Raw genomic sequence first — 26,495 nt, forward strand, 5'->3', positions numbered from 1 at the left:
CGTTCCACCCGGTTCAGCGAGTCACCCGGACGGAGGCCAGGACCCGGTCCCTGACCTCGGCGGGGAGGGTGCCGGCCAGGAACACCACCGCCACGCCGTCCGGCTCGTGGACCGGATATCCCCGCAGGTCCACCTCCACCAGTGCGGCCATCGGGTCGGTGGAGACGCAGGCGTCTTCGGCGACGAAGATCCGGGCGCCACGACCGGCGGCCTCGCCGGTGCGGATGTCGCGCGGGAGTCCGCCGAAGGCCGTCGAACGCGGGCCGTACAGGCGGGGGAGGAGGCCTTGGCGCAGGATCGTCGTCAACGTGGCATCGACGTCCACCGTGCCGGGGACCAGGCCGGTGCCCAGGACGCCCTCGGGGCGTTCGACGTTGACGCAACGGGTCTGGCCGTACGTCGCCAGCTCGAACTTCGTGGTGGCGAGGCGTACGTTCTCCGCCCCGCGCGTCCACGCTTCGCCGATGTCGTAGGTCAGCAGCGGCGCCGCCGGGACGTCACCGCCGCAGGCCGCGGCGGACAGGAGGAGGCCGGCGAAGAACAAGCAGGAACGCCGGCCACGCGCCCGCCACGAAGCGCCGCATGCCGGATCGGTCGGGGACATGGCATCAGCATGGGTGTCCCGGGAATGTGACTCCAAGACCCTGATCGTGCAGTTCTGCCGCGCCGCGTTCCGCCGTAATTTCGAGCCATGACAGCGACCTGGCGGCCCGGCCGCCTGCGCCCGGATCGAATCCACGCCGTCGCCGCGAACGGACAGGGTCGCTGTGGTGCGGAAGTTGCGTCACCACCGCCCGAGCCGGTCCGGTGCGCGGTGTGCACCCTGCTTGACGCAGACGTCCCGGGACCTGAAGGGGCACTTTCACGTGAAAGTGCCCCTTAGGCTCACTTGGACGGCGACGGCGACGGGGAAGCGGGGGCCTGCGACGCCGCCGGGACCTTCGGGGCGTTGTAGGTGTCCATGTCGGTGATCTTCCACTTGTCGCCCTGCAGCTGGGCGTTCAGGTGGAGCTGGGCCGTGCCCGCCGTCGTCTTCTTCGTGTCCGTGCGGGTCGAGGTCTGGTCGACGAAGACCATCACCTTCGCCAGGTCATCGTTGAGCATGATCACCGCCGCGCGCGTCACCTTGCACGTCACGATCATCTTCTGCTGCGGCGCCAGCCGCTTGACCTCGCCCATCAGCGAGTTGTACTTGTTCTTGACGTCGTCGTTGGCGAGCAGGTCGTTCGCCGCGTCCTCGGTCTTCTTGATGTTGTTGAAGTCGTAGGAGAACAGCGCCTCGGCCGCCTTCGACACCGCGTCCTTGACCTGCGCGGTCTTCGCCACGTCCAGCAGCGCCGTGTTGCTGGTCGCGTCGGAGATCGCTTCCTCCTTGGTGTGGAACCAGAACGCCAGCCCGCTCAGGAGCACCGCCACGAGCCCGAGCGCGCTCGCCAGCACGAACGGCTTATGCGAAAAGGAGCCCGCTGCGGCCGGAGCGGGCTTCTCCTCCGAAGCCGAAGCGGCCTCCGCCTCGGCTTCGGAGACGTCGGTGGGCTTCGCGATCCCGGTGTCCCGCTTCTTCCGCCGCGGAGACGGCCGCGAAGGGGCTTCCTCCTCCGCCGACGGCTCACCCGTGAGGGCGTCGACCTGCGGCTCCTCCTCGACAGCGGGCTCGACCGCCGCGAACACCTGCGTGTCCTCGGCCGGTGCGGTGTCGAGCTGCCCGCTGGCCGACTCGACCGGCTCGGCGGCCGGCCGGGGCTCCGGGCGCGGCGCCGGACGAGGACGCGGCTTGGCGGGCAGCTCCGCGGCGGACTCGTCCGCGGGCTTGCGCAGCCCGGCCACGCGGGGACGCCGCGACGGCGTCGGAGTGCTGCGAGGCGGCTGGCGGCGGGAGGGGGGCACTGCAGGCTCCTTCTGGATAACGCTATTGGCCGGCCGCGACGAGCGGGACGCTGTCGATGCCGGACAGCTTCCACTCATCGCCCACCCGGGTCATCGAGACTTCGAGGCGCAACGGCTTCGCGCTGCTCTTATCCCCCTGGGTGACGGTGGTGGCGATTGCGGCGAGGAAGCTGGCCTTGCCTTCGTGGTCGTCCAGCTCCTCGACGGCGATGTCCTGGACGTCCGTGGTGACCTTCGTCTTGGCGTCGGAGAGCGCCTTGCGGAACGTCGGCGCCGACTGGTCGATCTGCTGCGACATCTTGTCGTCCGACACGGCCTTCTGCCGGGCGAAGAAGCCGTCGAGGTCGGTGTAGTCCACCTCGGTGTAGGCCTTCAGCGCGTTGGTGCCCGCCTTGACGACGCCCTCGCGCGAGGCCGCAAGCCCGGCGTTGTCGTCGGCCGCGGCCGCCCACCACTGGATGCCGAAGAACGCCGCGGCGATCAGGGCGGCCAGCGCCAGCGCGCCGGCGCCGAGCACCAGGGTCCGCGAGGAGTCTTTCGGCGGCGTCCCAGAAGACGCCACAGAGGACTCCTCCTCGACCGCGGTGGCGGCCGGCTCGTCCGTGCTCATGACACTCCAGAGTAGGTAACGGTCATCAAAATCCGCGTCAGGTCAGGCCGAGCAGGGAGCCCAGGCTGTTCAGGCTGACGCCGGGGCTGCCGACGATGCCCGGAACGCCCCGGGTGTTCCGCTCCTCGGCCAGCTCTTCGGCCGGCCGGTTCGCGTTGGCCGAGACGTCGCTGTCCGACGGCGCGACCGGCACCCCGCCGTAGGGCGCGTTCTGCGCTCCGCGGACGTTGATCGGGCTGCCCTTCGGTTCGGCACAGTACGCGTCCTCCTTCGCCGGCTTCGCGGAAAGGTTGTTCCCGGTGCGGTACTGCGAATACGGGAGGTAACCCTTCGTGCAGGCCGGCGGGTTGAACAGGTTCAGCACCAGGCCGAGGTGCGCGGTGCCGTCGCCGGGCGCCACGCTGCTCGCCGCGCCGGCCAGCGCCGGGTACGTCACGAGCCCCTGCTCGATCCCGTCGAGCCGGGTCACGGTGAGGTTGGCCGTGGTGAGCAGGTTCGCCGTCAGCGCGCCCAGGCCGGGGCCGGACTCCTGCAGCACCTGGCTGATCTGCGTCGCCACCTGCGGTGTGATGCCGATGAGCTTGCGCAGGTCGCCGTCGGAGTTCTTCAGGGTGCCGGTGAGCTCGTTGAGGCTCTTGCTGAACGAGGCGAAGTTCGCCGCCTCGGCGTTCTGCGTGTCCAGCACCTGGCCGCCGGCGTCCAGCAGCTGGATCGTCTGCGGCAGGTACTGCTGCGCCGTCGTGGTGAAGCTGCGCGCGGTGTCCAGCAGCTTCTGCAGGTCGCCGCCGGTGCCGCGGAAGGCGTCGTAGGACTCGTCGACGACCGTGCGCAGCGAGTCGACCGGGACCGACGCGGCGAGCGAGTCGAGGTCTCCGATCAGCCGGTCGGTACTGACCGGGGTGGTCGTCTTGGTCGCCGGGATCACCGCGCCGGCCGCCAGGTACGGGCCCTGGTCGGCCTTGGGCCGCAGGTCGACGTACTGCTCGCCGACCGCCGACCGGTTGGCGACGACGGCGTCGAGGTCCGCGGGCACCTTCGGGGCCGACGGGTCGATGTTCAGGTCGGCCTCGAGCCCGGTCTGGGTGAGCCGCATTTCGCCGACCCGGCCGATGTTGTAGCCGCGGTAGGTGACTTCGGCGTTGGTGAAGATGCCGCCCGATTCGTTGAGCTGCAGCTTGACCGTGTAGCCGCTGTTCCCGAACACCGTGCCGAGCCCGGCGAACCGGACCAGCGCGTAGACGATCGCGAGGACCGAGATCACCACGAAGGCGATCAGCTGGATCTTCGTCCGGCGGATCAGCATCAGCCCGCACCTCCCAGGAGCCCGAAGAGGTTGCCCAGGCCCGGCTTCGACTGCGTGGACTGCGTGCCGGGGATCGGCAGCGGTGGCGGCTGGTTGGCCGGCGTGCCCTGGACCCCGCCGGTCAGGCCGGCCAGCGGCAGCTGCCCGGACAGGGCGTTCTGCCGGCTGTTGCCCAGGTTGTCGACGATGCTCTTCAGGTTCAGGTCCACCTTCGCGAACAGGTTGAAGTAGTCGCCCTTGACGCCGTTGACGGCCTGGTCGCTGAACGGGAATGTCAGCAGGATCTCCAGGGCCTTCGGCAGGTCGTTGCCCGCCTCGCCGAGCTTTTGCAGCGTCGGCGTCAGCGCCTTCAGGTCGGCGACGAGGTCCTTTTGCGACTTGTTCACCGTGTCGGTGGCGACGCCGGAGAGGTTGTCCAGCGCCTGCAGCATGGTGACCAGCTGGCCACGCTGCTGCTCCAGCACGCCGAGCCCGGGCCCGAGGTTGTCGACCGCGCCGACCAGCTTGTCCTTCTGGTCGTTGAGGGTCGAGGAGAGCCGGTTCAGCCCGTCGATGGCCCGGGTGATGTTCTTCGACTGCCGGTCGAGGTTCGTCACCAGCTGGTTCGCGTTGTCCAGCAGCGCCTTGATGTCCGGCTCGCGGCCGGACGTGGCGTTGTTGAGCTCCTTGGTGATGGTGTTGAGCTGGTCGACACCACCGCCGTTGAGCAGCAGGGAAAGCGCGCCGAGCAGTTCTTCGACCTCGACGCTGCGGTTCGTGCGGGCCAGCGGGATGGTCGCGTTGTCGGTGAGCTTGCCGTGCGCCTGGTCGTCGCCGGGCGAGGCCAGCTCGACGTACTTCTCGCCGAGCAGGCTGGACTGCTTGACGTTGGCGAGCGCGTTGGCCGGCAGCTTGACGTCGCCGTTGACCTTCAGCGTCACCAGCGCGTGCCAGCCGTCCTTGGTGAGGCCGACGTTCTCGACCCGGCCGATCGGCACCTCGTTGACCTTCACCCCGGCCTGCGGGGTCAGGTCGGTGACGTCCCGGAACTCGACGTTCACCGTGTACGGGTGGTCGCCGAGGTCGGCGCCACCGGGCAGCGGCAGGTCGTAGATGCCCTTGAAGGCACAGCCGGACAGCACCAGCGCGGACGCGGTGGCGAGTGCGCATGCGGTCATCAGCTTCTTCACTGGCCACCTCCGTAGAGCTGCCCGGCGATGGGCAGCGGCAGCGGCGGCAGCTGACCGGACTGCAGGGCCTGCACGGTCTGCGCCACGGACGGCAGCGGGATCACCTTGTCGACCACGCCGGCGATGCTCTCGCAGGCGTTGCCGAGCACGTCGGGGATGCTGTTGGTGCCGACCTGCTTGAGCAGCCGGCAGATCATCACCAGCGGCGGCTGGGTCAGCTCGTTGAGGTTCGGCCGGGCGTCGAGCGTGCCCGCCGAGCCGTTGTAGGTGTTGACCAGGTTGCTCAGGCCGACCGGAGCGACGTCGAGGATCTCGGCGAGCGAGCTGCGCTGGTCGACGAGCACCTTGGTGATCCCGGCCAGCTTGTCCACATTGGACTTCAGCCGGTCGTGGTTGGCGTCGATGAACGACTGGACCGCGGTGAGCGTGGTGCCCAGCTGCTGCACGGTCGCGGCCAGGTTGTCCTTTTCGGACGCCAGGTAGCCGGAGACGTCGGCGAGCCGGCCCTCGAAGGTGCGGACCTGCTGGTCGGAGTCGGCCAGTGTCTGCGAGAACTTGCCGAGGTTCTCGACGGTGGAGAACAGGTCGTCCTTGTTGCCGGACAGCGTGCCGGCCGCCTGGCCGAGCTTGGTGATCGTGTCGTGCAGGGCCTGGCCGTTGCCGTCGACGTTGGCCGCCGCGGTGTTCAGCAGGTTCGACAGCGAGCCGGACTTGTTGGCGCCGTTCGGGCCGAGGGTCTCGCTGACCCGGGCCAGGCTGGCCGCCAGCTGGTCGACCTCCAGGGGCACCTCGGTGCGGTCGAGGCCGATGACCGCGCCGTCGGAGATGCGCGGGCCGCCGGTGTAGGCCGGTGCCAGCTGGACGTAGCGGTCCGACACCAGCGACGGCGCCACGATGAGCGCCTTCGCGTCCGCCGGGACGGCGACCGAGCGGTCGTACTCGAAGTCGACCTTCACCTGGTTGCCCATCGGCTGGATCTTGGTGACCGTGCCCATGTCGACGCCGAGCATCCGCACGCTGCTGCCCTCGTACAGGCCGACGGCACCGGCGAAGTACGCGGTCAGGTGGTTGCGGCCGGCGTCCTTGAGGGTCCACCAGATCCCGCCGGCGACGACGAGCGCGAGGACGATCGCGATGGTGAAGCCCCTGGTCAGAGCCTGGCCGAAGCGGGTGTCACTCATTTCGTGTAGCACCCCTCTTCGTTGATCGGGCCGAACGACGGCAGCAGCAGGCCGCAGATGTAGTTGTCGAACCAGCGGCCGTTGCCGATGGTGTTGGTGAAGACACGGATGAAGGGCGCGAACTTCTTGAGCCCCTCGGCCAGCGAGTCCTGGTTGCGCTGCAGCATCGACGTCAGCTGGTCGAGCTGGGTCAGCACCGGGTCGAGCTGCTTGTCGTTGTCGTCGATCAGGCCCTGCAGCTGGGTGGCCAGCTCGCGGGAGCCGTTCAGCAGCGCGGTGATCGCGTCCTCGCGCTTGGCCAGCTCGGCGAGCAGGTCGTTGCCGTCGTCGAGCAGCTTCTGCACCTCGGCGTCGCGGTCGACCAGCGTCTGCGACACCTGGCGGGTGTTGGCCAGCAGGTTCGACAGCTGCTGGTCGCGCGAAGCGATCGTGTCCGACAGCTTCGACAGCCCCGACAGCGCGCCCTTCACGTCTTCCGGCGTGTTCGCGAAGGTCCCCGAGATGGTGTCGAAGCTCTTCGCCAGCTGCTGGGTGTCGATGTTGTCGACCGTCTGGGACAGCCCGCGGAAGGCGTCGAGCACGTCGTAGGGCGCCATGGTGCGGTCCCGCGGGATGCCGGTGCCCGGGTTCAGCGCGCCTTCGCCCTGCGGGTCCAGCGACAGGTACTTCTGCCCGAGCAGCGTCTTGATCTTGATCGCGGCGCTGGTCCGGTCGCCCAGCCAGGCGTCCTTGACCTTGAACGACACCTTGACCGACGCGCCGTCGAGCGCGATGTCGCTGACCTTGCCGACCTTGACGCCGGCAATCCGGACGTCGTTGTCCTTCTGCAGCCCGGAGGCCTCGCTGAACTCGGCGGAATACGTGGTGCCGCCGCCGATCACCGGCAGGTCGTCGGAGTTGAGCGCGGCGGTGAAGCCGAGCGCCAGCACGACGATCCCAACCAGCGCGATCGGCACGGGGTTGCGCTTCTGGAAGGACTTCATCCCTGGCACCTCGCCCGGTTCGCCGGGATCAGGGGCAGCGCGACGTCGTTGATCAGTGGCGGCAAGCTCACGCTCCCGGAGAACTCGCAGGCGTAGAAGTTGAACCAGGAGCCGTAGTCCGCGGTGCGGGTCAGCGTGCTCACCTTGGTCGGCAGGAACTGGATGAAGTGCTCCAGCTCCGGCTCGTTCTTGTTCAGGGCGCTGGTGAGGTTCCCGAGCGCGCTGATGTCGTTCTTCAGCGGCTCGCGGACCTCGCCGAGCAGCCCGGACGTGGTCTGGGCGAGGGTGCCGAGGCTCTCGATCGCGTCACCGATCGGCTTGCGGTCGGCGGCCAGCCCGGACACCAGCTGCTGCAGCTTCACGATCAGGTCGTTGAGCTGCGGGGTGTGCGCGTTGACCGTGTCGAGCACCGAGTTGAGGTTGTCGATGACCTCGCCGATCACCTGGTCCTTGTCGGCGATCGTGGTGGCCAGCGACGCGGTGTGCGACAGCAGGCTCTCCACGGTGCCGCCTTCGCCCTGCAGGACCTGGATGACCTCGTAGGAGAGCTTGTTGACGTCGTCCGGGTTGAGCGCGGTGAACAGCGGCTTGAAGCCGTTGAACAGCTCGGTCAGGTCCAGCGCCGGCGTGGTCCGGTCCAGTGGGATGGTGCCGCCGGGCTGCAGCGTCTTGCCTTCGGAGTTTTCGCCCTCGCCGAGGGCGACGTAGCGCTGGCCGACCAGGTTGCGGAACTTGATCTGCGCGGTCACCCCGGCGGGCAGCGTCCGCCCGGAGTCCACTTCGAACTCGACCTCGGCCTGGCGCTTGTCGACGATCTTGACGTCCTTGACCTGCCCGACCCGGACGCCGGCGATGCGGACGTCGTCGTTGGGCAGCAACAGGGTCGCGTCGGTGAAGCGCGCGTTGTAGGCGTTGGTGCTGGTGGTGTTGATGTTGGCGATGCTGATCCCGAGGATCGTCGTGAACAGCACGGTGACCACCACGAAGATGCCGAGCTTGATCAGCGGCGCGAGCAGGCCCCTCACTTGACCATCACCTCCGCACCCCGGTACAGCGGGCCCACGAGCAGCGAGCTCCAGCCGGGGACGTCGGCGGCGTTCATGCCCAGCTGCGGGCCGAGCAGATCGGCCAGGAAGCCCTGCTCCGCCGTCGAGTACGCCAGATCACCACCAATGCCGCCGTTTCCGGCCGCGTCGGCCTTGAACTTGGCCGGGTTGAGCCCTTCGCCGACGCTCTTGGGCGCGGCCTGGTGCAGCGTGCCGTCCTTGAACGCGCCGTCCGGCGGCTCGGACGGGAACGGCTTCGGGATGTCCTTGATGTCGTAGCAGCGCGGGCCGCGCTTGTCGTCGAACCGCGGCTCTTCCTTGCCCGCCTGGTACGGCGCGCGCGGCACGGTGATCTCGATGGTGGCGTGCAGGCCGGGCTGGTTGGTGCCCTTGCCGAGCGCCTGGTCGATCAGCGGCACGTTCTTCGCCATCTGGGAGATCACGCAGGGGTACTCCGGCGCGTACTTCGCCAGCAGTTCGGCCGTCGGCCGGGCGGTGTCGACGAGGGAGATGATGTTGTCCTTGTTGTTCTGCAGGAACGTCTGCAGGTCAACGGAAGCCTGCGTCAGGCTGCCGTAGAGGTTCGACAGGTTCTGCCGCTCGTCGACCACGGTCCGGGTCGTCGTGCTCAGGTTGTCGAGGCTCTGCACCAGGTCAGGAGTCGCGTCCTTCAGGTGGTCGGAGAACTCCGCGAGCGCCTTGAGGTTGTGCTGTAGCTCCGGCTCGTGCGGGTTCAGCTCGCCGAGGTAGCTGCCCAGCTGCGACAGCGTGTCGCCGAGCTGGTCGCCGCGGCCCTGCAGGGCCGTCGAGATCGCGGTGAGCGTGGCCGACAGCTTCTGCGGCTGCACCGCCTGGAGCACCGGCATCAGGTGGGAGAACGCCTGCTCCAGCTCGACCGCGCTCGACGTGCGGTCCTGCGGGATGACGTCACCGCTGGTCAGCGTCTTCGCCGCCGGGTCCTTCGGGATCTCCAGCGAGACGAACCGCTCGCCGAAGAGCGTCTTCGGCAGGAACCGCGCCGAGACGTTCTCCGGGATGAGCTTCGCCGACTCCGGCTGGAGCGCCAGCGTGAGCTCGGCGCCCTTGTCGGTGGCGACGATGTCCTGCACGGAGCCGACGATCAGCCCGCGCACCTTCACGTCGGACTGCTTGATCAGCTGGTTGCCGATCTTGTCGGCCTGCAGCTTGACCGTGACGACCGGCGTGAACGCCTTGTCGTAGAGCGCGATGGACAGCGCCACCCCGCCGACCATCACGGCGATGAGCAGCAGGCCGAGCAGCCTGCGCCGGAGCACCCTCATCCCGCGATCCTTACCGTGACGTCGGTTCCCCAGATGGCGAACCCGATGAAGAAGTTCATGATCGACACCGTGACGATGGACAGCCGCACGGCCTTGCCGACCGCGACGCCGACACCGGCCGGGCCACCGGTCGCCCGGTACCCGAAGTAGCAGTGCGACAGGATGATCAGGACGCTGAAGAGCAGCACCTTGATGAACGAATAGAGCACGTCCTGCGGTGGCAGGAACAGGTCGAAGTAGTGGTCGTAGGTACCCGCGGACTGGTTGTAGATGTAGATGACGACCAGTCGTGATGCGAGATAGGAACTGAGCAGGCCGATGATGTAGAGCGGGATGACCGCGACGAACCCGGCGATGATCCGGGTCGTGACCAGGTACGGCAGGCTCGGTACGCCCATGACTTCCAGCGCGTCGATCTCCTCGGAGATCCGCATCGCGCCCAGCTGGGCGGTGAACCCGGCGCCGACCGTGGCACTCAGGGCCAACCCGGCGACCAGCGGGGCGATTTCCCGGGTGTTGAAGAACGCGGTCAGGAAGCCGGTGAAGGCCGACGTCCCGATCGAGTTCAGCGCCGAGTAGCCCTGGAGGCCGACGAGGACACCGGTGAACAGCGTCAGGCCGACCATCACGCCCACCGTGCCGCCGATGACGGCGAGGGAGCCGGAGCCGAAGCTCACCTCGGCGAGCAGCCGGAGCACCTCTTTGGTGTAGCGGCGCAGCGTCCGCGGCGTCCACAGCAGCGCACGGCCGTAGAACGACATCTGGTCACCGAGGGTGTCCAGCGTCTGGAGCGGTCGGTTGACGACGCGTTTAGCGCCCTGAAGGAACGTCATGGCGCTAGTCCAGCTTTCCGGGCACGATCTGCAGGTAGATCAGGGTGATCACGAAGTTCACGACGAACAGCAGCAGGAACGTGATGACCACCGACTGGTTCACCGCGTCCCCGACGCCCTTCGGGCCACCGGAGGGGTTCAAGCCCCGGTAGGACGCGACGACGGCGGCGATGAACCCGAAGATCAGCGCCTTGAGCTCACCGACCCACAGGTCGGGCAGCTGCGCGAGGGCGGAGAAGCTGGCCAGGTACGCGCCCGGCGTCCCGCCCTGCAGCACGACGTTGAAGAAGTAGCCGCCGAGCACGCCGATGACGCTGACCATGCCGTTGAGCAGGAGCGCGACCAGCATCATCGCGAGGGTGCGCGGCACGATCAGCCGCTGGACCGCGGAGACGCCGAGCACCTCCATCGCGGCGATCTCTTCGCGGATGGTCCGCGCGCCGATGTCGGCGCAGACGGCGGAGCCGCCCGCGCCCGCCACCAGCAGCGCGGTGACCAGCGGACTGGCCTGCTGCACGGTGGCGAGCACGGAGCCCGCGCCGGTGTAGGACTGCGCGCCCAACTGGCGGGCGAGCGAGCCGAACTGCAGCGAGATGACGGCGCCGAACGGGATGGCCACCAGGGCCGTCGGCAGGATCGTCACGCTCGCGATGAACCAGGACTGCTGGATGAACTCCCGCAGCTGAAAAGGCCTCTGGAACAGGCCGCGGACGATGTCCAGGCCGAGGGCGAACAGGTTCCCGGTCTCGCGGAGCATGCCGATCCCGGGGATCTTCGCCTGTGTTGCGGGAGAACTCACCTGCCACCTGGCCCGTTGTCTCGTGGTGGGGGCATCCGGTGCGTGCCCGGTCTCGGCGGCTGGCCGCCGCCCGGGATCCGGGCCACCTGGTCGGCGGGCAGCTGCCCGTGGTGCTGGTTCGGGACGCCGTCGCCCTGCGGGCGGGCGCCGACCTGCTGCGGTTGCCCGCGGTGCGGCCGCACGCCGTAGTGGCGCTGTTCCTCGGGGCTCAGCGACTCGATGATGCTTTCCTGCGCGGCCGGTGGCAGCCGGTGCATGATCTCCATGACCCGGTCCTTGCGGCGCACGGCGCCCATCCGGGTCTGCACGCCCGGCGTGGTCTGCATCTGCGGCGGCACCCCGGTGATGTCCTCGACCCCGCCCGCGTGGTGACCGGCGTCGAACATCGCCTGCTCGGCGGCCATCTGGGCGGAGTCCTTCTCCTCGGACATGCCGATCGGACCCTGCATCTTGCCGTTGAGGAACTGCTTGACGACCGGCTCTTCGCTGGTCAGCAGCACCTCGCGCGGGCCGAACATGACCAGTTCCTTGCGGAAGAGCATGCCCAGGTTGTCCGGCACCGTGCGGGCCAGGTTGATGTTGTGGGTGACGATCAGGAACGTCGCGTCGATCTGCGCGTTGACGTCGAGGAACAGCTGCGAGATGTAGGTGGTGCGGACCGGGTCGAGGCCGGAGTCCGGCTCGTCGACCAGGATGATCTCCGGGTCCAGCACGAGGGCGCGGGCCAGGCCGGCGCGCTTGCGCATCCCACCGGAGATCTCGCCCGGCAGCTTCTTGTCGGCGCCGTTCAGACCGGTCATGTCGAGCTTCTCGAGCACGATCCGGCGGATCTCCGTCTCGGACTTCTTCGTGTGCTCGCGCAGCGGGAAGGCGACGTTGTCGTAGAGGTTCATCGAGCCGAACAGCGCGCCGTCCTGGAAGAGGACGCCGAAGAGCTTCCGGATCTCGTAGAGCTTGTGCTCGGAGCAGGTGACGATGTCGACACCGTTGATCACGCAGCGGCCGCGGTCGGGCTTGAGCAGCCCGATCATCGACTTGAGGAAGACGGACTTGCCGGTCCCTGACGGGCCGAGCATGGCCGACACTTCGCCCGGGGGGAGCGTCAACGTGACGTCCCGCCAGATGGTCTGCTTACCGAAGGACTTCGTCAGACCTTCGATGACCACCTCGGCACCCATCGCACCTCCAGGAGCTGTTCCGCGTCATTGCGCCCGCTGCCACACCCTGCCACCCACGCCGGCGGCGGATGTGGGCCGGTGGCGCCCACGAACCGCGTCAACCAGGTGCAACGAGCTGAGTGCGAACAGGTTACTCACCAGTTTTCTTTTCTGGCCAGCCCCGGCTCCATCGTCATCCCGCCGTGATCGGCAATGGGCAGCACGGTAGTCCATTCGGCGCAACTACGCAGGTCTCCGGACCCCGGAACCCACGATTCGGGGGCCCCGGGGCCATTCGGACAGCGTTACTGGGGACCGGCCCTAGGGGAGCACGGCGAAAGCGGCGACGACCAGCAGGAACAACACCGGCGCGAGCACGGCCGCCGGGGAGAGCGTCAGAAGGTGTTCGCGGTCGGTCAGCTGCTGTGCGAGTAACTCGAGGTGCTCGGGATCGGTCATGGTCATCGAGTCGTTCCGGGGAGCGCCGACGCAACAACCGGACACTTCCGGGCAAAGCGGAAGGGGCGGGCATCCGAAGTGGATGCCCGCCCCTTCTCGAGGTGGTGCAGAGGCGCTCACGCGCCCCGAATCACTTGATGGAGATCTTGGCGCCCGCAGCCTCGAGCTTCTCCTTGGCGGCCTCGGCGGCCTCCTTGTCGACCTTCTCCAGGAGGGCCTTGGGAGCGGCCTCGACCAGCTCCTTGGCCTCCTTCAGGCCCAGGCCCGAGACGACCTCACGGACGACCTTGATGACCTGGATCTTCTTGTCGCCGGCGCCTTCGAGGACGACGTCGAACTCGTCCTGCTCCTCGGGGGCCTCGGCAGCGGCGGCGGCCGGGCCGGCGGCAACGGCGACCGGGGCGGCGGCGGTGACGTCGAAGACCTCTTCGAATTCCTTCACGAACTCGGACAGCTCGAGGAGGGTGAGCTCCTTGAAGGCGTCGATCAGCTCGGCGGTGCTCAGCTTCGCCATGATGGCTTCCTCTCAGAAAAACGAACTAAAGAAGTTCGGGTGTGGGGGTGGTTCAGCTCTCGGCGGGTGCTTCGGCTGCTTCGGTACCGGCGGCGTTGCGCTGCTTCTCCTCCAGCGCGGCAGCCAGGCGGGCGACCTGGGACGCCGGCGCCTGGAACAGCGCGGCGGCCTGGGACAGCTTCGCCTTGAACGCGCCCGCCGCCTTGGCGAGCAGGACCTCACGGCTGTCGAGATCGGCGATCCGGTTGATCTCGTCCACGGACAGCGCACGGCCGTCCATGTAGCCGCCCTTGATCACAAGCGCGTTGTTGTCCTTCGCGAAGTCGCGAAGCGCCTTGGCGGCATCGACAGCTTCACCCTCGACGAAGGCGATGGCCGTCGCACCGACGAACAGGTCCTCGAGACCCACGACACCAGCGTCCTCGGCGGCACGCTTGACGAGGGTGTTCTTCGCGACCCGGTACTTGGCACTGGTGCCGAGAGCGCGGCGCAGCTGGGACAGCTGGGACACGGAGAGGCCGGTGTACTGGGTAACGACGGTGGCCGAGCTGCTGCGGAAGCTCTCCGCGATCTCGGCGACGGCCGCCACCTTGTCGGGCTTCGCCATGGTCGCCTCCTCTCTTGGCTAGTGTTTCCACTGGCGCGAAGAGACCCTCGAAACGACGAAACGCCCTCGCGCAGACAGGCGCGGGGCGTCATTCCGGCATACGTGCCGGAGCCTCGTTCCTCCTGCGCGGGCCGCCCGGCGTGATGCGGGACCTTCGTTCCCCGGTTTGACGGGGAAAACCAGCGGTCTTCGGTAGAACCGTGGTCAAGTGTACGTGACGGGTTTCGGGCCTTGTTCTCACCCCCGGCCCTGACCTGCGTTTAGGGCGCCTGGGGGTTCCCCGGGGCGGCGCGGGGGGCATCATGGTGACGTGGCGGAGCAGCGCGATGACGGAAAGCCGGGCTCGGAAATCGAACCGGCGGGCCCGAACACGCCCGCCGCCGTGCCCCAGCCGCCGGTCGACCCGGCCGAGCTGGCGCAGTTCCGCCAGTTCCAGCAGTTCCAGGACTACCTGCGCTTCACCCAGGAACAGCAGGGCAACCAGCCGGCGCCCGACGCGGGCGTGGTCCAGGCGCCGCCGTCCCAGCCCGCTGCCGAGGGCGCTCAGCCCCCGGCGATCCCGCCGGGCTACCAGCTGGTCCCGGTCGAGCGACGTCGCGCGCCGAAGTGGGTGACCTGGCTGGGCAAGAAGGTCCTGGCCTGGGTGCTGGCGTTCATCCTGCTCGCGGTCGCGGGTACGTGGCTGTACAACCACTTCTTCCCGAATGACGCCGGCAAGACCTCCGCCCAGCTCGCCCAGGAGGGCGGCGGGAAGTACCACACGAACCACGTGTTCTCGACGAACCCGTACGAAGCGGTGCGGATGGTCTACCACAACATCGCCCAGGGCCGGGTCGACGACGCCTGCGGCCGGTTCCAGAACGAGGGCCAGCGCGACATCCAGACCCGGTTCGCGCAGGACATCGCCCAGACGTTCCGCCAGAACGCCGCCCAGACCGACTGCAAGAAGGCCGTCGAGTTCCTCGCCACCCAGGTGACGAACAAGAACGACTACGCCGAATCCCTGCCGTCCAGCGTCTCGGAACCCCTGCCCGGGGACACCGTGACGATCGATTCGTGCACCTTCCCCGTCGCCGGCGGCCCGGCACTGGGCGTCTTCACGGTCTCGAAGGTCGAAAAGGGACAGTGGCTCATCACCGGCCACGCGATCGGGCCCGCGAAGTGCAGCGGCGCCCCGACTGTGACGCCGACGAGCCGTTAGCGCGGGTGCGGCGCCGACAGGAAGGACACCAGGGCCTCCGCGAACGCCGGTGACATCACCGCCGTCATGTGATCCCCCGGGATCCGCACCAGCCGCGCCCCGGCGATCGCCGCCGCCAGTCGCTCCGGCTCGGCCGCGAGCTGGTCCTGCTCGCCCGCCAGCACCAGCGTCGGCACTCCGATCGACGTCAGGTCCAGCCGCCCCTCCCGCGAAGCCAACGCCACCGCCGCCAGTGCCTTGCGGTCCCCGCCCACCGCGTCGGCCAGCAGCCGGAACGGAACTCCCGACGGCGGGACCGTCGATGGGTCCTCCGCCAGCAGCGCCGAAGCGATGTCGGCCGGCTTCAGGACGCGCAGGTCGACGCCGCCGAAGTCGACGATGCCCGAGCCGACGCCGCCCGTGGCCAGGCAGCGGATGCGCTTGTCCGCCGCCGTCACCGTCAACGCGATGATCGCGCCCATCGAGTAGCCCACCATCGAGACCTCGTCGAGGCCCAGCTCGTCGAGCAGGGCCGAGACGTCCCGTGCCATCGCGTCCTCGGCGTAGCAGGACTCGTCGTGGGGCTTCTCGGACCGGCCGTGGCCGCGGGCGTCCAGCGAAATCACCGTGAAGCCCGCCGACCGCAGTGCCGCGACGACGCCCGTGGAGATCCAGTTCGCGTTCGTGTCGGCGGCGAAACCGTGCTGCAGCAGCACCGGGCGGCGGGCGCCGTCGCCCTCCCACACCGTGTAGTTCAACCGGAGCCCGTCGAACGACGCGAAAGTCGGCATGCCGTCAATGAGACACGAAGAAAGGGCGCCCCCGCAGCAAGCGGGGACGCCCTTTCTGGTGATGTCCGACTCAGAGAGCCGCGTCCTCCGAGAGGAGGTTGCGGGTCCGCAGCGGGTCGACCGGGATACCCGGGCCCATCGTGGTGGTGAAGGTGACCTTCTTCAGGTAACGGCCCTTCGCCGACGACGGCTTGGCGCGGAGGATCTCGTCCAGCGCGGCGGCGTAGTTCTCGACCAGCTTCTCGGTGTCGAAGGAAGCCTTGCCGATCACCAGGTGCAGGTTGGCCTGCTTGTCGACGCGGAAGTTGATCTTACCGCCCTTGATGTCCTTCACGGCCTTCTCGACCGCGGGGGTCACCGTGCCGGTCTTCGGGTTCGGCATCAGGCCACGCGGGCCGAGGATGCGGGCGATGCGGCCCACCTTGGCCATCTGGTCCGGCGTCGCGATCGCGGCGTCGAAGTCGAGCCAGCCACCCTGGATGCGCTCGATCAGTTCGTCGGTGCCGACCGCGTCGGCGCCGGCGGCTTCGGCCTCGGCGGCCTTGTCGCCGACGGCGAAGACGATGACGCGGGCGGTCTTACCGGTGCCGTGCGGCAGGTTCACGGTGCCGCGGACCATCTGGTCGGCCTTGCGGGGGTCCACACCGAGACGCATCGCAACCTCGACGGTCGCGTCCATCTTGGTCTTGGAGGTTTCCTTCGCCAGCTTCGCGGCCTCGAGCGGCGCGTAGAAACGCGACTTGTCGATGAGCTCCGCAGCCTGGCGGTAAGCCTTGCTGTGCTTGGTCATGCTCTGTCCTAACTAAATCTGAAAGGCGGATCAGTGTGGTGCGAGCCAGCACGGGCTCTCCCACGGGAGACTCGTGCGAAATCGCGCCGGTTTCTGGACCGAGCGATTCGATCGGCCCCTCGGGCCGAGCGGATCGGGAGGGAAGAAATCGGCTTGGGGCGATTTCGCCGCCTCGACGAAGTCGAGGCAGAAGACTCAGTCTACGACCGTGATGCCCATCGACCGAGCAGTGCCGGCGATGATCTTCGCGGCCTGGTCGATGTCGTGCGCGTTGAGGTCGGACTCCTTGGTCTTGGCAATGTCGCGGACCTGGTCCCAAGTAACCTTGGCGACCTTGGTCTTGTGCGGCTCGCCCGAGCCCTTTTCGACACCAGCGGCCTTGAGCAGCAGGCGCGCGGCCGGCGGCGTCTTCAGCTTGAAGTCGAACGACCGGTCTTCGTACACGGAGATCTCGACCGGGACGACGTCCCCACGCTGCGACTCGGTCGCGGCGTTGTAGGCCTTGCAGAACTCCATGATGTTGACGCCGTGCTGACCCAGTGCGGGGCCGACCGGGGGCGCGGGGTTGGCCGCACCCGCCTTGATCTGCAGCTTGATGATCGCCGCAAGCTTCTTCTTCTTGGGTGGCATTTCTTTTCCTGTCCTGTACTACGTTCCCCGTGTACCTGCCGTGGACGCGGGGACTGCGGCCGAGCGAGCGGCCGTCAGATCTTGGAGACCTGGGTGAACGACAGCTCGACCGGGGTCTCCCGGCCGAAGATCGACACCAGGACCTTCAGCTTCTGCCCGTCGACGTTGACCTCGGAGATCGTCGCCGGCAGCGTCGCGAACGGGCCGTCCATGACCGTGACCGACTCGCCGATCTCGAAGTCGACCTCGACGGCCGGGCCGCCGAGGGGCGCGGACGCGGCGGACTCGCCCTTGCCGGCCTTGGCCGGGGCTTCCTTCTCGACGCGCGGCGCGAGGAACTTCAGCACCTCGTCCACGGTCAGCGGCGACGGCCGCGAGGTGGCGCCGACGAACCCGGTGACACCCGGCGTGTTGCGCACCGCGCTCCACGAGGCGTCGTTCAGGTCCATCCGGACCAGGATGTAGCCGGGCAGCACCTTGCGCTGCACCTGCTTGCGCTGGCCGTTCTTGATCTCGGTGACCTCTTCGGTCGGGACCTCGATCTGGAAGATGTAGTCCTCGACGTCCAGGGTCTGGGTCCGGGTCTCGAGGTTGGTCTTCACCTTGTTCTCGTACCCGGCGTAGGAGTGCACGACGTACCACTCGCCGGGCGCGGCGAGCAGCTCGGAGCGCAGCTTGGCGACCGGGTCCTCGTCGTCCGCGGCGGGCTCGGCCGGCTCGTCCGCGACGGCAACGTCGTCGACGGAATCGGCGGCGTCGTCAGAAGCGTCGTCGTCGACCTCGGAGTCCGACACGTCGACGGGCTCGAGGTGCGCGGACTCCTCGTCACCGAGTGCCGCGTGCACCTGCTCGTCGGAAAGCTCGGTCAGGTCGTGACCGGCTGCTGTGCCGTTGTCGGAGGTCACGTTCCGTCCTCTCAGTTGATCATTGCGGGCCAGGCCGGGACCTGGGCCCCAATCGGCGCGCGCCGGGGGCGCGTCAGCCGAAGATCTTGCCGATGCCCCACTTGAATGCCAGGTCGAGCACGCTCACCAGGCCCACCATGAACACCACGAACGCCAGCACGACGATGGTGTAGGTGACCATCTGCTTGCGGTTGGGCCAGATGACCTTGCGCAGTTCCGCCCAGACCTCGCGGATGAAGCGCACCAGCCGCGCGAACACGGAGGCCTTCTTCGGCTTCTGGTCGCGCTTCGGAGTCGGAGCGCCCTTCGCGTCGGGGGCGGACTTCTCCCCCGATTTCCCGGCCGGTCGGGTCTTGTCGTCCGCACGTGCCGCGGACTTCCCCGCGGGACGAGCGGTCGCACGGCGCTCACGCCGGGCAGCGGCTGTGACGGGACGAGACGGGCTCTCGGGCTTCCGCCCGGTGCCGCCGTCCTGCTCCTGCTCGCCGCCGCTGGCGTCGCTGTCGCTCACGACCACTCCTCCGCTCCACCAGTTCCGTTACGCAGGGGTGACAGGACTTGAACCTGCAACCTGCGGTTTTGGAGACCGCTGCTCTGCCAATTGAGCTACACCCCTGTGGAGCCCCGATCGCTCGGAGCCCCGGAGGACGCATTCCATCGTCCCCACCATCCAGGCGGGGATGACCGTAGTGCGTTCCAAGTCCCGAAGTCTACGGCAAGCCTTGCGGGAGCCCGCAACCGCGCCCCCCGATCGACCACCGCACCCCGGCCGGCCTGCGGAAAACTCCCGCCGACCTCCTGATCATGCCAGGATGTCCGCCATGACGACCACCCCCCGTCCGGCGGGGGCCCCGATCCGGCTCGGGCTCGCACTCCCCCAATACGGCGCCCTCGCCGACCCCGCCGCCGTGGCGCACTTCGCGACGGCCGCGGAGGACCTCGGCTTCACCTCGCTCTGGGTCGGCGACCGGATCCTGACGCCGCTGGCGCCGTCGGACCTCTACCCGGGCGGCGGGACACCGGAACATCCCTACCCCAAGGAGTTCGAGACCTTCGCCGACCCGTTCACCACCCTGGCGACCGCGGCGGCGGTGACCCGCACGGCCCGGCTGGGGATGAGCGCGCTGACCGGCCCGGTCTATTCCCCGGTGCTGCTCGCCCGGGCGCTGACCTCGCTCGACCTCGCCAGCTCCGGACGGCTGGACGTCGGCATCGGGCTCGGCTGGCTGCGCGAGGAGTACTTCGCCGCCGGGGTGCCGTGGGCGGGCCGGGGCAAGCGGCTCGAGGACCTCCTCGACGCGCTCGACGCGCTGTGGACCGGCGACCCGGTCGAGCACGAGGGTCCACAGTGGCGGATCGCGCCGTCGACGGTGGGGCTGCGCCCGGCGCAGGAGCCGCGGCCGCCGGTGCTGCTCGGCGGGTTTTCGCCGCCCGCACTGGCCCGGGTGGGGCGCCGCGCGGACGGCTGGCTCGCCGGCTGGATGCCGAAGCAGTACCTGGCCGACCTCTGGTCGGTCGCGCTCGAAGCGGCCGCGAAGGCCGGACGTGACGCGGACGCCCTGCGCCGCGTGCTGCGGATCAACCCGCGGCCGGGCACCGCCGTCGAGACGGCCGCCGACGTGCTCCCGTGCCTCGACGTCGCCCGCGAGCTGGGCATCACCGAGGTGCTCGTCGACCTGCACTACGTCGCGAAGAACGTCGGCCACGCTCTGGACCTCGCCGGCGAGCTGATCACGAACGCGAACTGACCGCGTCGGATGTGCCGCGGCTCTCGCGCGGTGCCTCATTGTTCTATTATAGTTAGAACTATGCTCGTTCAAATCGATCCGAGCTCCACCGTCCCGCTCTTCGAGCAGGTGGCCTCGTCGCTCCGCCGGTCCCTGGCCGACGGGCACCCGGCTCCCGGGCAGCAGCTGCCGCCCGCCCGGGAACTGGCCGCGGCCCTGGAGATCAACGTCCACACCGTGCTGCGGGCGTACGCGCTGCTTCGCGACGAAGGCCTCATCGACCTGCGGCGACGCCGGGGCGCCGTCGTCATCGGCGGCGCGTCCTCCCGGGCGCGGCTGGCCGAACTGGCCGAGGACCTGGTCCGCGAGGCGAAGCGCACGGGCGTCGGCCTCGACGAGCTCACCGGGGTGTTGAAGGAGAAGTACTCATGACGAAGCCGATCCGGGTCCTGCTCGCCACGGCCGTGCTGCCGGGCGCCGCGCTCGCCATCGCGGGTGCGCTGGAGAACGCGTGGGCGGGCCGGCTGCCCGATCCCGTCGCGACGCACTGGGCCGGCGCGCCGAACGGCTCCACCCCGCTCCCGGTGTTCACCGGCGTCTGCCTGGGGCTCGGCGCGGTCGCCGTACTGCTCCTGGCCTCGACGGCGGTCACCATGCTGCGCCGCGGACGGCCGCTGCCGCGCGCGACCGTGGGGGTGGGTGCCGGGTTCGCCGCGCTGCCGGCCGCCGTCCTGCTGTCGGTGCTGGTGGCGAACCTCGACGTCCCCGACTGGCACGCGGCCCGCGGCGGCCTCGTCGTCGTGTTGTTCATGCTGGGCGCGGCCGCCATCGGCGTCGTGGCGGCGCTCGTCGGCGGCCTGCCGGCCCCGCCGGTCTGCGAGCAGGCCGCGGACCGGCCGAGCGTCGGGCTCCGGGCGGGGCAGCGCGCGTTCTGGTCGAGCCGGGCGGCGAACCCGGCGATGCTCTGGGCGCTGGCACTGGTCCCGGTGGCGATCGCCCTCCTGCCCGCCGGGCTGTCCTGGCCGGTGGCCGCCTGGATCGCGCTGGTCGGCGCGGTGGTGACGGCGTTGACGTACCGGCTGTCGGCGTCCGTGGACGCCAAGGGCGTGACGATCCGCTTCGGCCTCCTGGGCCTCCCGTGGCGGCACCTGGACCTGGGCAGCATCCGCGAAGCCACGGCCCGCGAGCTGTCGGCCTTCGGCGACGGCGGGCTCGGCCTGCGCTTCAACCCGGTCACCGGCACGACGGCGTACAAGGTCCGCGGCGGCCCGGCGCTGGTGCTGGGCCTGGCCAACGGCCGCACGGTGCTGGTGAGCGTCGACGACCCGGAGACCGGCGCCGGGCTGGTCAACGACCTGATCGCGCAGCGGATCACCCGGATTGACTAGGTCGCCGGTGCGGCGGGTTCGGTAGAAACGAAGAAGTGGCGAAGAAAAGCGGTGGCGGGGGCTGCCTGGTCCTCGTGCTCGTGGTCGGGCTCCTGGCCTTCGGGTACTACAAGTGGCAACACGGCTCGTCGTCGGCGCCACCGGAGGGCGTGGACACCGGCGGCGGCTCCGGCCGCTACGTCGCCCTCGGGGATTCGTACACGTCGTCGCCGCGAACCGGGCGCCAGGCGGGCACCCCGGCGGGCTGCGACCGTTCGGACGACAACTACCCGCACCTGGTCTCGGCGAAGCTGAAGCCGGCCCAGTTCGTGGACGTCAGCTGCAGCGGCGCCACGACGGCGAACCTGAGCGCGGCCCAGAAGACGGGGAACGGCACGAACCCACCACAGCTGGACGCGGTGACGGCGGAGACGACGCTGGTAACGCTGGGCATCGGCGGCAACGACGTCGGCTTCTTCTCCTACGCGTCGGGCTGCGCGACGACGAACCAGAACGCGTCACCCTGCCGGGACCGCCTGACGGCCGGCGGCCGCGACGAGCTGGCCGAGCGCATCGACGCCACCGCCCCGAAGGTCGCCGCGGTGCTCGACCGCATCCACCAGAAGGCCCCGAAGGCCAAGGTCGTGGTGGTCGGCTACCCGGCGGTGCTGCCGGACGGCGCCGGCTGCTGGCCGTCCCTGCCGTTCGGCGCGGGTGACATCGAGTACTTCCGCGGCGCGCTGGGCAAGCTGAACAAGATGCTGGAGGAGAAGGCGGACGCCCACCGGGCGGGCTACGCGGACACGGCCACGCCGGGCAAGGGCCACGACGTGTGCTCGGCGTCGGACAAGCGGTGGGTGGAGGGCCTGCTCCCGGCCTCGCCGGCCGCCCCGCTCCACCCGAACGCCCGGGGAGAGCAGGGCATGGCCGACGCGGTGCTGTCGGTCCTCAAGCTGCCGTAACCGGTCTGCCGCCCCGGTGGGTCAGCGGCGGACCAGGGCCTGCGGCTTCCCCAGCACGGTCTTCCCGCCGAACTTCACCACGAGGTCGATCCGCGCGATGCCGTCGTCCTTGACGTCCGCGACCTTCCCGGTGATCTCCACCAACGCCCCCTCGGGGGTGTTCGGCACCACGACCGGCCGGGTGAAGCGGGCGCTGAAGTCGATCAGCCGGGCGGGATCGCCGAGCCAGTCCGTGACCACGCGCCCGGCCACCGCCATCGTCAGCATCCCGTGGGCGATCACGTCCGGCAGGCCGACGTTCTTCGCGAACGTCTCGTTCCAGTGGATCGGGTTGAAGTCCAGCGCGGCCCCGGCGTAGCGGACCAGCTGCTCGCGGGTGATCCGTACTTCGAGGGCGGGCAGCTCGTCGCCGACTGTGACATGCGGGGCTTCGCCCCGGCCGGGGGCTCCGCCACCCGGACCCCCGGAAGCCGTGTTCACGCGTTCTCCCCTCGGACCACCAGCTGCGCGCGGGTGGTGCAGACCTTCTGGCCCACGGCGTCGGTGACGTCGGCGCGCAGGTTGATGAAGTCGTTCCCGGCACGGGTCATGATGGCGTCGATGTGGGTGGTCACCTCGAGCACGTCGCCGGCGAACACCGGGCGCGTGTGGGTGAAGCCCTGGTCGCCGTGCACCATCCGCGAGTAGTCGAGGCCGAGCTCGGGGTCGGCGACGATCGCGTTGATCGAAGCGAGGTTGATGATCGTGAGGAAGGTCGGCGGGGCGATCACGTCCGGGTGGCCGGCCTCGCGGGCCGCCTCCGGGTCGCGGTAGACCGGGTTCGTGTCGCCGATCGCGTCGGCGAACTCCCGGATCTTCTCCCGGCTCACTTCGTAACTGGTCTGCGGCGGATAGCTCCGCCCGGTGAACGACTGGTCCAAGGGCACGCCGACGAGGCTACCAACAGCGAGAAGCCGCCCCGGGCATCCCGGGGCGGCTTCTTCGAGCTGGTGTGAACGCGCTACGTCAGCGGGTTTCCTTGTGCGTCCGGTGCGTACCGCAGTTCGGGCAGAACTTCTTCATCTCCAGGCGATCCGGGTTGTTGCGCCGGTTCTTCTTGGTGATGTAGTTGCGGTGCTTGCACTCTTCGCACGCCAGCGTGATCTTGGGTCGCACGTCGGTGGCAGCCACAGCGTTTCCTTCTCTCTCAGGTCCGGGGGCCAGCCCCGTCGTTACCGCGTAGCGGTGGCCGGACTTGAACCGGCGACACAGCGATTATGAGCCGCTTGCTCTGCCAACTGAGCTACACCGCCCTTACATGACCCAAGCCGCGACACGCAGGCGTGACGCGGCTGAGGTCGTGAGCCCCTTTACGGAATCGAACCGTAGACCTTCTCCTTACCATGGAGACGCTCTGCCGACTGAGCTAAAGGGGCCTGGCCTCTCGCGAGGACTTGAAAAGATTAGCAAGGCCCTTCACCCGGCCGTGCAACCGGGGTCCCCTTAGCACAAAACCTCAGGTCAGGAGGGTCAACACGGTCTCGGAATGACGTCCAGGCGAGCGCGCCGTGCGGGCCTGCAGCCACGCCTCCAGCCGGTCCTCCGGCAGCGGCCGCGAGATCAGGTAGCCCTGCGCGACGTCACAGCCCATCGCCTCGAGCTGGTCGCGTGCCACGTCCTCCTCGACGCCCTCGGCCACCACCGTGAGCCCGAGCGAGTGCCCCAGCTCGACGATCGACCGCACGACCGCCAGGTCGCCGAGGTCCGTGCCCATCCCGAGGACGAAGCTCTTGTCGATCTTGACCTGGTCGACCGGCAGTTGCCGCAGGTACGCCAGCGACGAGTACCCGGTCCCGAAGTCGTCGACAGCCAGGGTGATGCCCAGCGAGTGCAGCTCGCGAAGGATCGGCAGCGCCTTCTGCGGGTCGGACATCACGCCGGACTCGGTCAGCTCGAACGTCAGCAGCTCGGGCGGGATGCCGTAGTGCTCCAGCTCGCGGGCGACCTTGTTCGGGAAGTCCTCGTCGGCCAGGTTGCGCACCGACAGGTTGACCGCCACCGAGATCCGCAGGCCCTCGTCGAGCCACTTGCGGCAGCGCTTGAGCGCCTCGCCGAGCACGAAACCCGTCAGCACGCCGATCAGGCCGGCCGCCTCGATGGCCGGGACGAACTCGTCCGGGCCGAGCCTGCCGAACTCCGGGTGCACCCAGCGCACCAGCGCTTCGACGCCCTGCACCTGCCGGTTCGGCAAGGTGATCTTCGGCTGGTAGTGGACGCTGACCTGGCCGTCCTCGAGGGACTGCCGGAACTGCGTCACCATTTGGAAGCGGCGCAGGAAGATCTGGCCCATGCTCGGCACGTAGCCGCGGACCTCTTCGCCGCCCTTCGTCGCGCGGACGGCGACGTCGGCGCGCTGCAGCAGGCCTTCGATGTCGACGACGTCGCCGGGTTCCTCCGCGGACGTCGTCGCGTAGCCGATCATCGCGTTCGCCTCGACCGACAGCCGGTCGACCGGGTACGGCGCCGACAGCTCTTCGCGCAGCCGTTCCGCCGCGTGGTGGGCGTCTTCCGGCGGGCAGCCGACGAGCAGCGCCGCGAAGGACGCGCCTTCGAGCCGGGCGAGCGGGACGTCGGGGCCGAGCGCGTCGCGGATGCGGCGGCCGGCCGCGACGACCATCCGGTCGGCCCAGGCGTAGCCGAGCGCGTCGCTGACCGTGGAGAAGACGTCGAGGTCGATCCGCAGCACCACGGCGTTGGCGAAGTCCCGCAGCGGCTCCTTCGCCACCTGCCGGAAGCCCGGCCGGTTGAGGTGCCCGGTGAGCGGGTCGTGATAGGCGTCGTGGCGCAGCGTCGCCAGCAGGCGGCGGTTGTCCAGCGACGTCGCGAGGTGGCTGGCCATCGTGCCGAGCAGCTGGACGTCGTACTTGCCGAAGCCGCGCCAGCGGGACAGCCGGTCGTGCGCCTCGACGACGCCGAGCAGCCGGTTCGCGCTGCGCAGCGGGACGACGAGCGCCTCCTGCGCGCCGCGGTCGAGCAGCGCGGCGCGGACGTCGGGGTTGGCCTCGGTGATCCGGAAGTGCCGGACGTGCGCGCCGGGCAGGCGCAGCAGCGGGTCGTCGGCGGCGGGGTCGGCGGCCGGCAGGTCGTCGCCCGCGACCACGACCCGCATGGTGTCCTTCGGTTCCAGCCGGAGTCTCAGCACGACGCGGCCGGCGGCGAGCTGGTCCTTGATGCGCTCGGCGATCGTCGCCCATTCGCGGACGTCGACGCCGCCGACGAGCTCGTCGGCGCGGCTGGCCGGGCGGGCCGCGGCCTGCTGGCCCGAGCGGGCCACCATCAGGCTGACGTCGGAGAGCGCCTCCATGTCCCGCTGCTCGCGCAGCAGGTCGGAGTACGCCCAGTACAGCGCGGTGAGGCCGAGGAAGACCGCGAGCACCAGCGGCCACGCCTGGGGCGTGCTGGAGATGACGAGGTAGCCGGAGAGGCCGACGGACGCGTTGACGAAGCCGACGACCAGGATCCGCCCGGTGAGCCGGACGGCGGTGCTGACCCGCATGCGGCGCCGCAGCACGCGGACCGCGGCCAGGGCGAGCAGCGTGCTCACCAGCGGCGCGGTCAGGGTGCCGGCCAGCGCCGCGAGCCACGGGATCTTGTCGCCGGTCCCGGCGCCGACGAGGTACTTCACCAGCCCGGCGACCGCGAAGGCGCCGGTGATCTCGAGCAGGAACGCGCCCGCGTTGTAGAGGACGCGGCCGGCGACCTTGCGGGCGAGCAGCGTGCCGATGCCGGCGACCAGGTGCGCGGCCAGCACGACCTCGAACGGCGCGATGAAGAACCCGATGACGAGCGGGATCTCGGTGAACGAGATCGTCCACGAGATGCCGCTGCGGACGTCGACGTTGATGCCGAGCTGTTCGGCGAGCAGGAAGGCGACCGCGAGCACGGGCCCGATCCACAGCAGCCGGTCGTCCCAGTGGAACGGCAGCCACGAGCCGACCGCGAACGCGGCGACGAGCCCGAGGCTCAGGACGGCGAAGGTGTAGACCCGGAAGCGGCGTTCGTCGGTGCGGGCTTCGGCGGAGACGGGTGGTGTCCCGGAAGCGGCCCCCGGCCCGGGCTGCGCCTGCGCGACGGCGTCGCCGTGGGCGTTGGTGTCCGGCATCCGACCTTCCCTCCCGGCTTGTCCACCGGTGCTGATCCGTGACTTCGGGTGTGGACAAGGGCCATACCGTACCCCGTCAGGCGTACCCGTGTCCCTTTCGAGACAGTAGGAGATCACCCCAGGGTTAACAATGCCTCGAACGCGCTGACCTGC

29 protein-coding genes and 3 tRNA genes are annotated in these 26,495 nt (G+C 69.4%); 5 read left to right on the top strand and 27 right to left on the bottom strand.

The genetic code is table 11. From position 1 onward, the window contains the following. Positions 1-13 precede the first annotated feature (13 nt). The 15 genes from ACLJQF_RS04705 to rplJ all read right to left on the bottom strand — a co-directional run bounded on the left by ACLJQF_RS04705 (position 14) and on the right by rplJ (position 13,849). The gene (locus ACLJQF_RS04705) at positions 14-604 is read right to left on the bottom strand and encodes a hypothetical protein (protein ID WP_410606964.1); all 591 of its coding nucleotides are present in this window, start codon (positions 602-604) and stop codon (positions 14-16) included. Positions 605-885: 281 nt separating this feature from the next. Continuing rightward, the gene (locus ACLJQF_RS04710; protein ID WP_410607447.1) at positions 886-1,827 is read right to left on the bottom strand and encodes a hypothetical protein; all 942 of its coding nucleotides are present in this window, start codon (positions 1,825-1,827) and stop codon (positions 886-888) included. 82 nt (positions 1,828-1,909) lie between these two features. Next, complete coding sequence (locus ACLJQF_RS04715) at positions 1,910-2,497, bottom strand: hypothetical protein (RefSeq protein ID WP_410606965.1); 588 nt, start codon at positions 2,495-2,497, stop codon at positions 1,910-1,912. 37 nt (positions 2,498-2,534) lie between these two features. Continuing rightward, positions 2,535-3,800, bottom strand: coding sequence for an MCE family protein (locus ACLJQF_RS04720; protein ID WP_410606966.1), 1,266 nt, complete (start codon positions 3,798-3,800; stop codon positions 2,535-2,537). Further along, complete coding sequence (locus ACLJQF_RS04725; protein ID WP_410606967.1) at positions 3,800-4,969, bottom strand: MCE family protein; 1,170 nt, start codon at positions 4,967-4,969, stop codon at positions 3,800-3,802. The genes ACLJQF_RS04720 and ACLJQF_RS04725 overlap by 1 nt, the downstream gene beginning before the upstream one ends. Beyond that, positions 4,966-6,150, bottom strand: a complete 1,185-nt coding sequence (locus tag ACLJQF_RS04730; protein ID WP_410606968.1) for an MCE family protein — start codon at positions 6,148-6,150, stop codon at positions 4,966-4,968. The genes ACLJQF_RS04725 and ACLJQF_RS04730 overlap by 4 nt, the downstream gene beginning before the upstream one ends. After that, the gene (locus ACLJQF_RS04735; protein WP_410606969.1) at positions 6,147-7,133 is read right to left on the bottom strand and encodes an MCE family protein; all 987 of its coding nucleotides are present in this window, start codon (positions 7,131-7,133) and stop codon (positions 6,147-6,149) included. The genes ACLJQF_RS04730 and ACLJQF_RS04735 overlap by 4 nt, the downstream gene beginning before the upstream one ends. Continuing rightward, positions 7,130-8,158: an MCE family protein gene (locus ACLJQF_RS04740; protein ID WP_410606970.1), complete on the bottom strand. Its 1,029-nt coding sequence runs from the start codon at positions 8,156-8,158 to the stop codon at positions 7,130-7,132. The genes ACLJQF_RS04735 and ACLJQF_RS04740 overlap by 4 nt, the downstream gene beginning before the upstream one ends. Beyond that, positions 8,155-9,480 carry an MCE family protein gene (locus ACLJQF_RS04745; RefSeq protein ID WP_410606971.1) on the bottom strand — a complete coding sequence of 442 codons (1,326 nt, stop codon included), beginning with the start codon at positions 9,478-9,480 and terminating at the stop codon, positions 8,155-8,157. Before ACLJQF_RS04745 ends, ACLJQF_RS04740 begins: the two co-directional genes overlap by 4 nt. Continuing rightward, on the bottom strand, positions 9,477-10,313 hold the full coding sequence (locus ACLJQF_RS04750; protein WP_086842343.1) for an MlaE family ABC transporter permease: 837 nt from the start codon (positions 10,311-10,313) through the stop codon (positions 9,477-9,479). The genes ACLJQF_RS04745 and ACLJQF_RS04750 overlap by 4 nt, the downstream gene beginning before the upstream one ends. Positions 10,314-10,317: 4 nt before the next feature. After that, positions 10,318-11,070 carry an MlaE family ABC transporter permease gene (locus ACLJQF_RS04755; RefSeq protein ID WP_013222532.1) on the bottom strand — a complete coding sequence of 251 codons (753 nt, stop codon included), beginning with the start codon at positions 11,068-11,070 and terminating at the stop codon, positions 10,318-10,320. A gap of 38 nt (positions 11,071-11,108) precedes the next feature. Then, entirely contained in the window at positions 11,109-12,290 is a 1,182-nt protein-coding gene (locus tag ACLJQF_RS04760) for an ABC transporter ATP-binding protein (RefSeq protein WP_093949060.1), read from the bottom strand. 300 nt (positions 12,291-12,590) lie between these two features. Beyond that, positions 12,591-12,734, bottom strand: coding sequence for a hypothetical protein (locus ACLJQF_RS04765; RefSeq protein ID WP_410606972.1), 144 nt, complete (start codon positions 12,732-12,734; stop codon positions 12,591-12,593). A gap of 124 nt (positions 12,735-12,858) precedes the next feature. Beyond that, on the bottom strand, positions 12,859-13,242 hold the full coding sequence (gene rplL / locus ACLJQF_RS04770; protein WP_363999367.1) for a 50S ribosomal protein L7/L12: 384 nt from the start codon (positions 13,240-13,242) through the stop codon (positions 12,859-12,861). A gap of 52 nt (positions 13,243-13,294) precedes the next feature. After that, positions 13,295-13,849: a 50S ribosomal protein L10 gene (rplJ, locus tag ACLJQF_RS04775; protein WP_410606973.1), complete on the bottom strand. Its 555-nt coding sequence runs from the start codon at positions 13,847-13,849 to the stop codon at positions 13,295-13,297. 310 nt (positions 13,850-14,159) lie between these two features. Here rplJ and ACLJQF_RS04780 point away from each other — a divergent pair, with 310 nt between their 5' ends. Continuing rightward, entirely contained in the window at positions 14,160-15,050 is an 891-nt protein-coding gene (locus tag ACLJQF_RS04780; RefSeq protein WP_410606974.1) for a hypothetical protein, read from the top strand. Here ACLJQF_RS04780 and ACLJQF_RS04785 read toward each other — a convergent pair. The 6 genes from ACLJQF_RS04785 to ACLJQF_RS04810 form a co-directional block, all read right to left on the bottom strand. Further along, positions 15,047-15,820 (bottom strand): alpha/beta fold hydrolase, encoded by a 774-nt coding sequence (locus ACLJQF_RS04785; RefSeq protein WP_410606975.1) that lies wholly within the window; start codon positions 15,818-15,820, stop codon positions 15,047-15,049. The two genes, ACLJQF_RS04780 and ACLJQF_RS04785, sit on opposite strands and share 4 nt — an antisense overlap. A 70-nt stretch (positions 15,821-15,890) precedes the next feature. After that, on the bottom strand, positions 15,891-16,610 hold the full coding sequence (rplA, locus tag ACLJQF_RS04790) for a 50S ribosomal protein L1 (RefSeq protein WP_410606976.1): 720 nt from the start codon (positions 16,608-16,610) through the stop codon (positions 15,891-15,893). Positions 16,611-16,805: 195 nt separating this feature from the next. Further along, positions 16,806-17,240, bottom strand: coding sequence for a 50S ribosomal protein L11 (rplK, locus tag ACLJQF_RS04795; protein WP_410606977.1), 435 nt, complete (start codon positions 17,238-17,240; stop codon positions 16,806-16,808). 74 nt (positions 17,241-17,314) lie between these two features. After that, positions 17,315-18,145, bottom strand: a complete 831-nt coding sequence (nusG, locus tag ACLJQF_RS04800) for a transcription termination/antitermination protein NusG (protein WP_410606978.1) — start codon at positions 18,143-18,145, stop codon at positions 17,315-17,317. A gap of 73 nt (positions 18,146-18,218) precedes the next feature. Beyond that, positions 18,219-18,662 (bottom strand): preprotein translocase subunit SecE, encoded by a 444-nt coding sequence (gene secE / locus ACLJQF_RS04805; RefSeq protein ID WP_410606979.1) that lies wholly within the window; start codon positions 18,660-18,662, stop codon positions 18,219-18,221. A gap of 26 nt (positions 18,663-18,688) precedes the next feature. Next, positions 18,689-18,761 (bottom strand) — tRNA-Trp (locus tag ACLJQF_RS04810). A gap of 205 nt (positions 18,762-18,966) precedes the next feature. Between ACLJQF_RS04810 and ACLJQF_RS04815 the strand changes: the two genes are divergently transcribed. The 4 genes from ACLJQF_RS04815 to ACLJQF_RS04830 are packed head-to-tail and all read left to right on the top strand — an operon-like array spanning position 18,967 to position 22,201. Next, on the top strand, positions 18,967-19,893 hold the full coding sequence (locus ACLJQF_RS04815) for a TIGR03619 family F420-dependent LLM class oxidoreductase (protein WP_410606980.1): 927 nt from the start codon (positions 18,967-18,969) through the stop codon (positions 19,891-19,893). A gap of 60 nt (positions 19,894-19,953) precedes the next feature. After that, entirely contained in the window at positions 19,954-20,304 is a 351-nt protein-coding gene (locus ACLJQF_RS04820; RefSeq protein ID WP_410606981.1) for a GntR family transcriptional regulator, read from the top strand. Further along, positions 20,301-21,260: a hypothetical protein gene (locus ACLJQF_RS04825; protein ID WP_410606982.1), complete on the top strand. Its 960-nt coding sequence runs from the start codon at positions 20,301-20,303 to the stop codon at positions 21,258-21,260. The genes ACLJQF_RS04820 and ACLJQF_RS04825 overlap by 4 nt, the downstream gene beginning before the upstream one ends. A gap of 35 nt (positions 21,261-21,295) precedes the next feature. Further along, on the top strand, positions 21,296-22,201 hold the full coding sequence (locus ACLJQF_RS04830) for an SGNH/GDSL hydrolase family protein (protein WP_410606983.1): 906 nt from the start codon (positions 21,296-21,298) through the stop codon (positions 22,199-22,201). 21 nt (positions 22,202-22,222) lie between these two features. On the opposite strand, the gene ACLJQF_RS04835 is transcribed toward ACLJQF_RS04830, so the two are convergent. The 6 genes from ACLJQF_RS04835 to ACLJQF_RS04860 form a co-directional block, all read right to left on the bottom strand. After that, positions 22,223-22,681 carry a MaoC family dehydratase gene (locus ACLJQF_RS04835; RefSeq protein WP_410606984.1) on the bottom strand — a complete coding sequence of 153 codons (459 nt, stop codon included), beginning with the start codon at positions 22,679-22,681 and terminating at the stop codon, positions 22,223-22,225. After that, positions 22,678-23,127 carry a MaoC family dehydratase N-terminal domain-containing protein gene (locus ACLJQF_RS04840; protein WP_410606985.1) on the bottom strand — a complete coding sequence of 150 codons (450 nt, stop codon included), beginning with the start codon at positions 23,125-23,127 and terminating at the stop codon, positions 22,678-22,680. The genes ACLJQF_RS04835 and ACLJQF_RS04840 overlap by 4 nt, the downstream gene beginning before the upstream one ends. A gap of 79 nt (positions 23,128-23,206) precedes the next feature. Beyond that, a complete protein-coding gene (rpmG, locus tag ACLJQF_RS04845; protein ID WP_005152047.1) occupies positions 23,207-23,371 on the bottom strand; it encodes a 50S ribosomal protein L33 in 165 nt (54 codons plus the stop codon). A 49-nt stretch (positions 23,372-23,420) separates the two neighbouring features. Continuing rightward, positions 23,421-23,493, bottom strand: a tRNA-Met gene (locus ACLJQF_RS04850). Positions 23,494-23,543: 50 nt separating this feature from the next. Further along, positions 23,544-23,616 (bottom strand) — tRNA-Thr (locus tag ACLJQF_RS04855). 80 nt (positions 23,617-23,696) lie between these two features. Continuing rightward, positions 23,697-26,342 (bottom strand): putative bifunctional diguanylate cyclase/phosphodiesterase, encoded by a 2,646-nt coding sequence (locus ACLJQF_RS04860; protein WP_410606986.1) that lies wholly within the window; start codon positions 26,340-26,342, stop codon positions 23,697-23,699. Positions 26,343-26,495: the final 153 nt, after the last annotated feature.

Source organism: Amycolatopsis sp. lyj-109 (genome assembly GCF_046548995.1).
In the GTDB taxonomy this organism is placed as follows: Bacteria; Actinomycetota; Actinomycetes; order Mycobacteriales; family Pseudonocardiaceae; genus Amycolatopsis.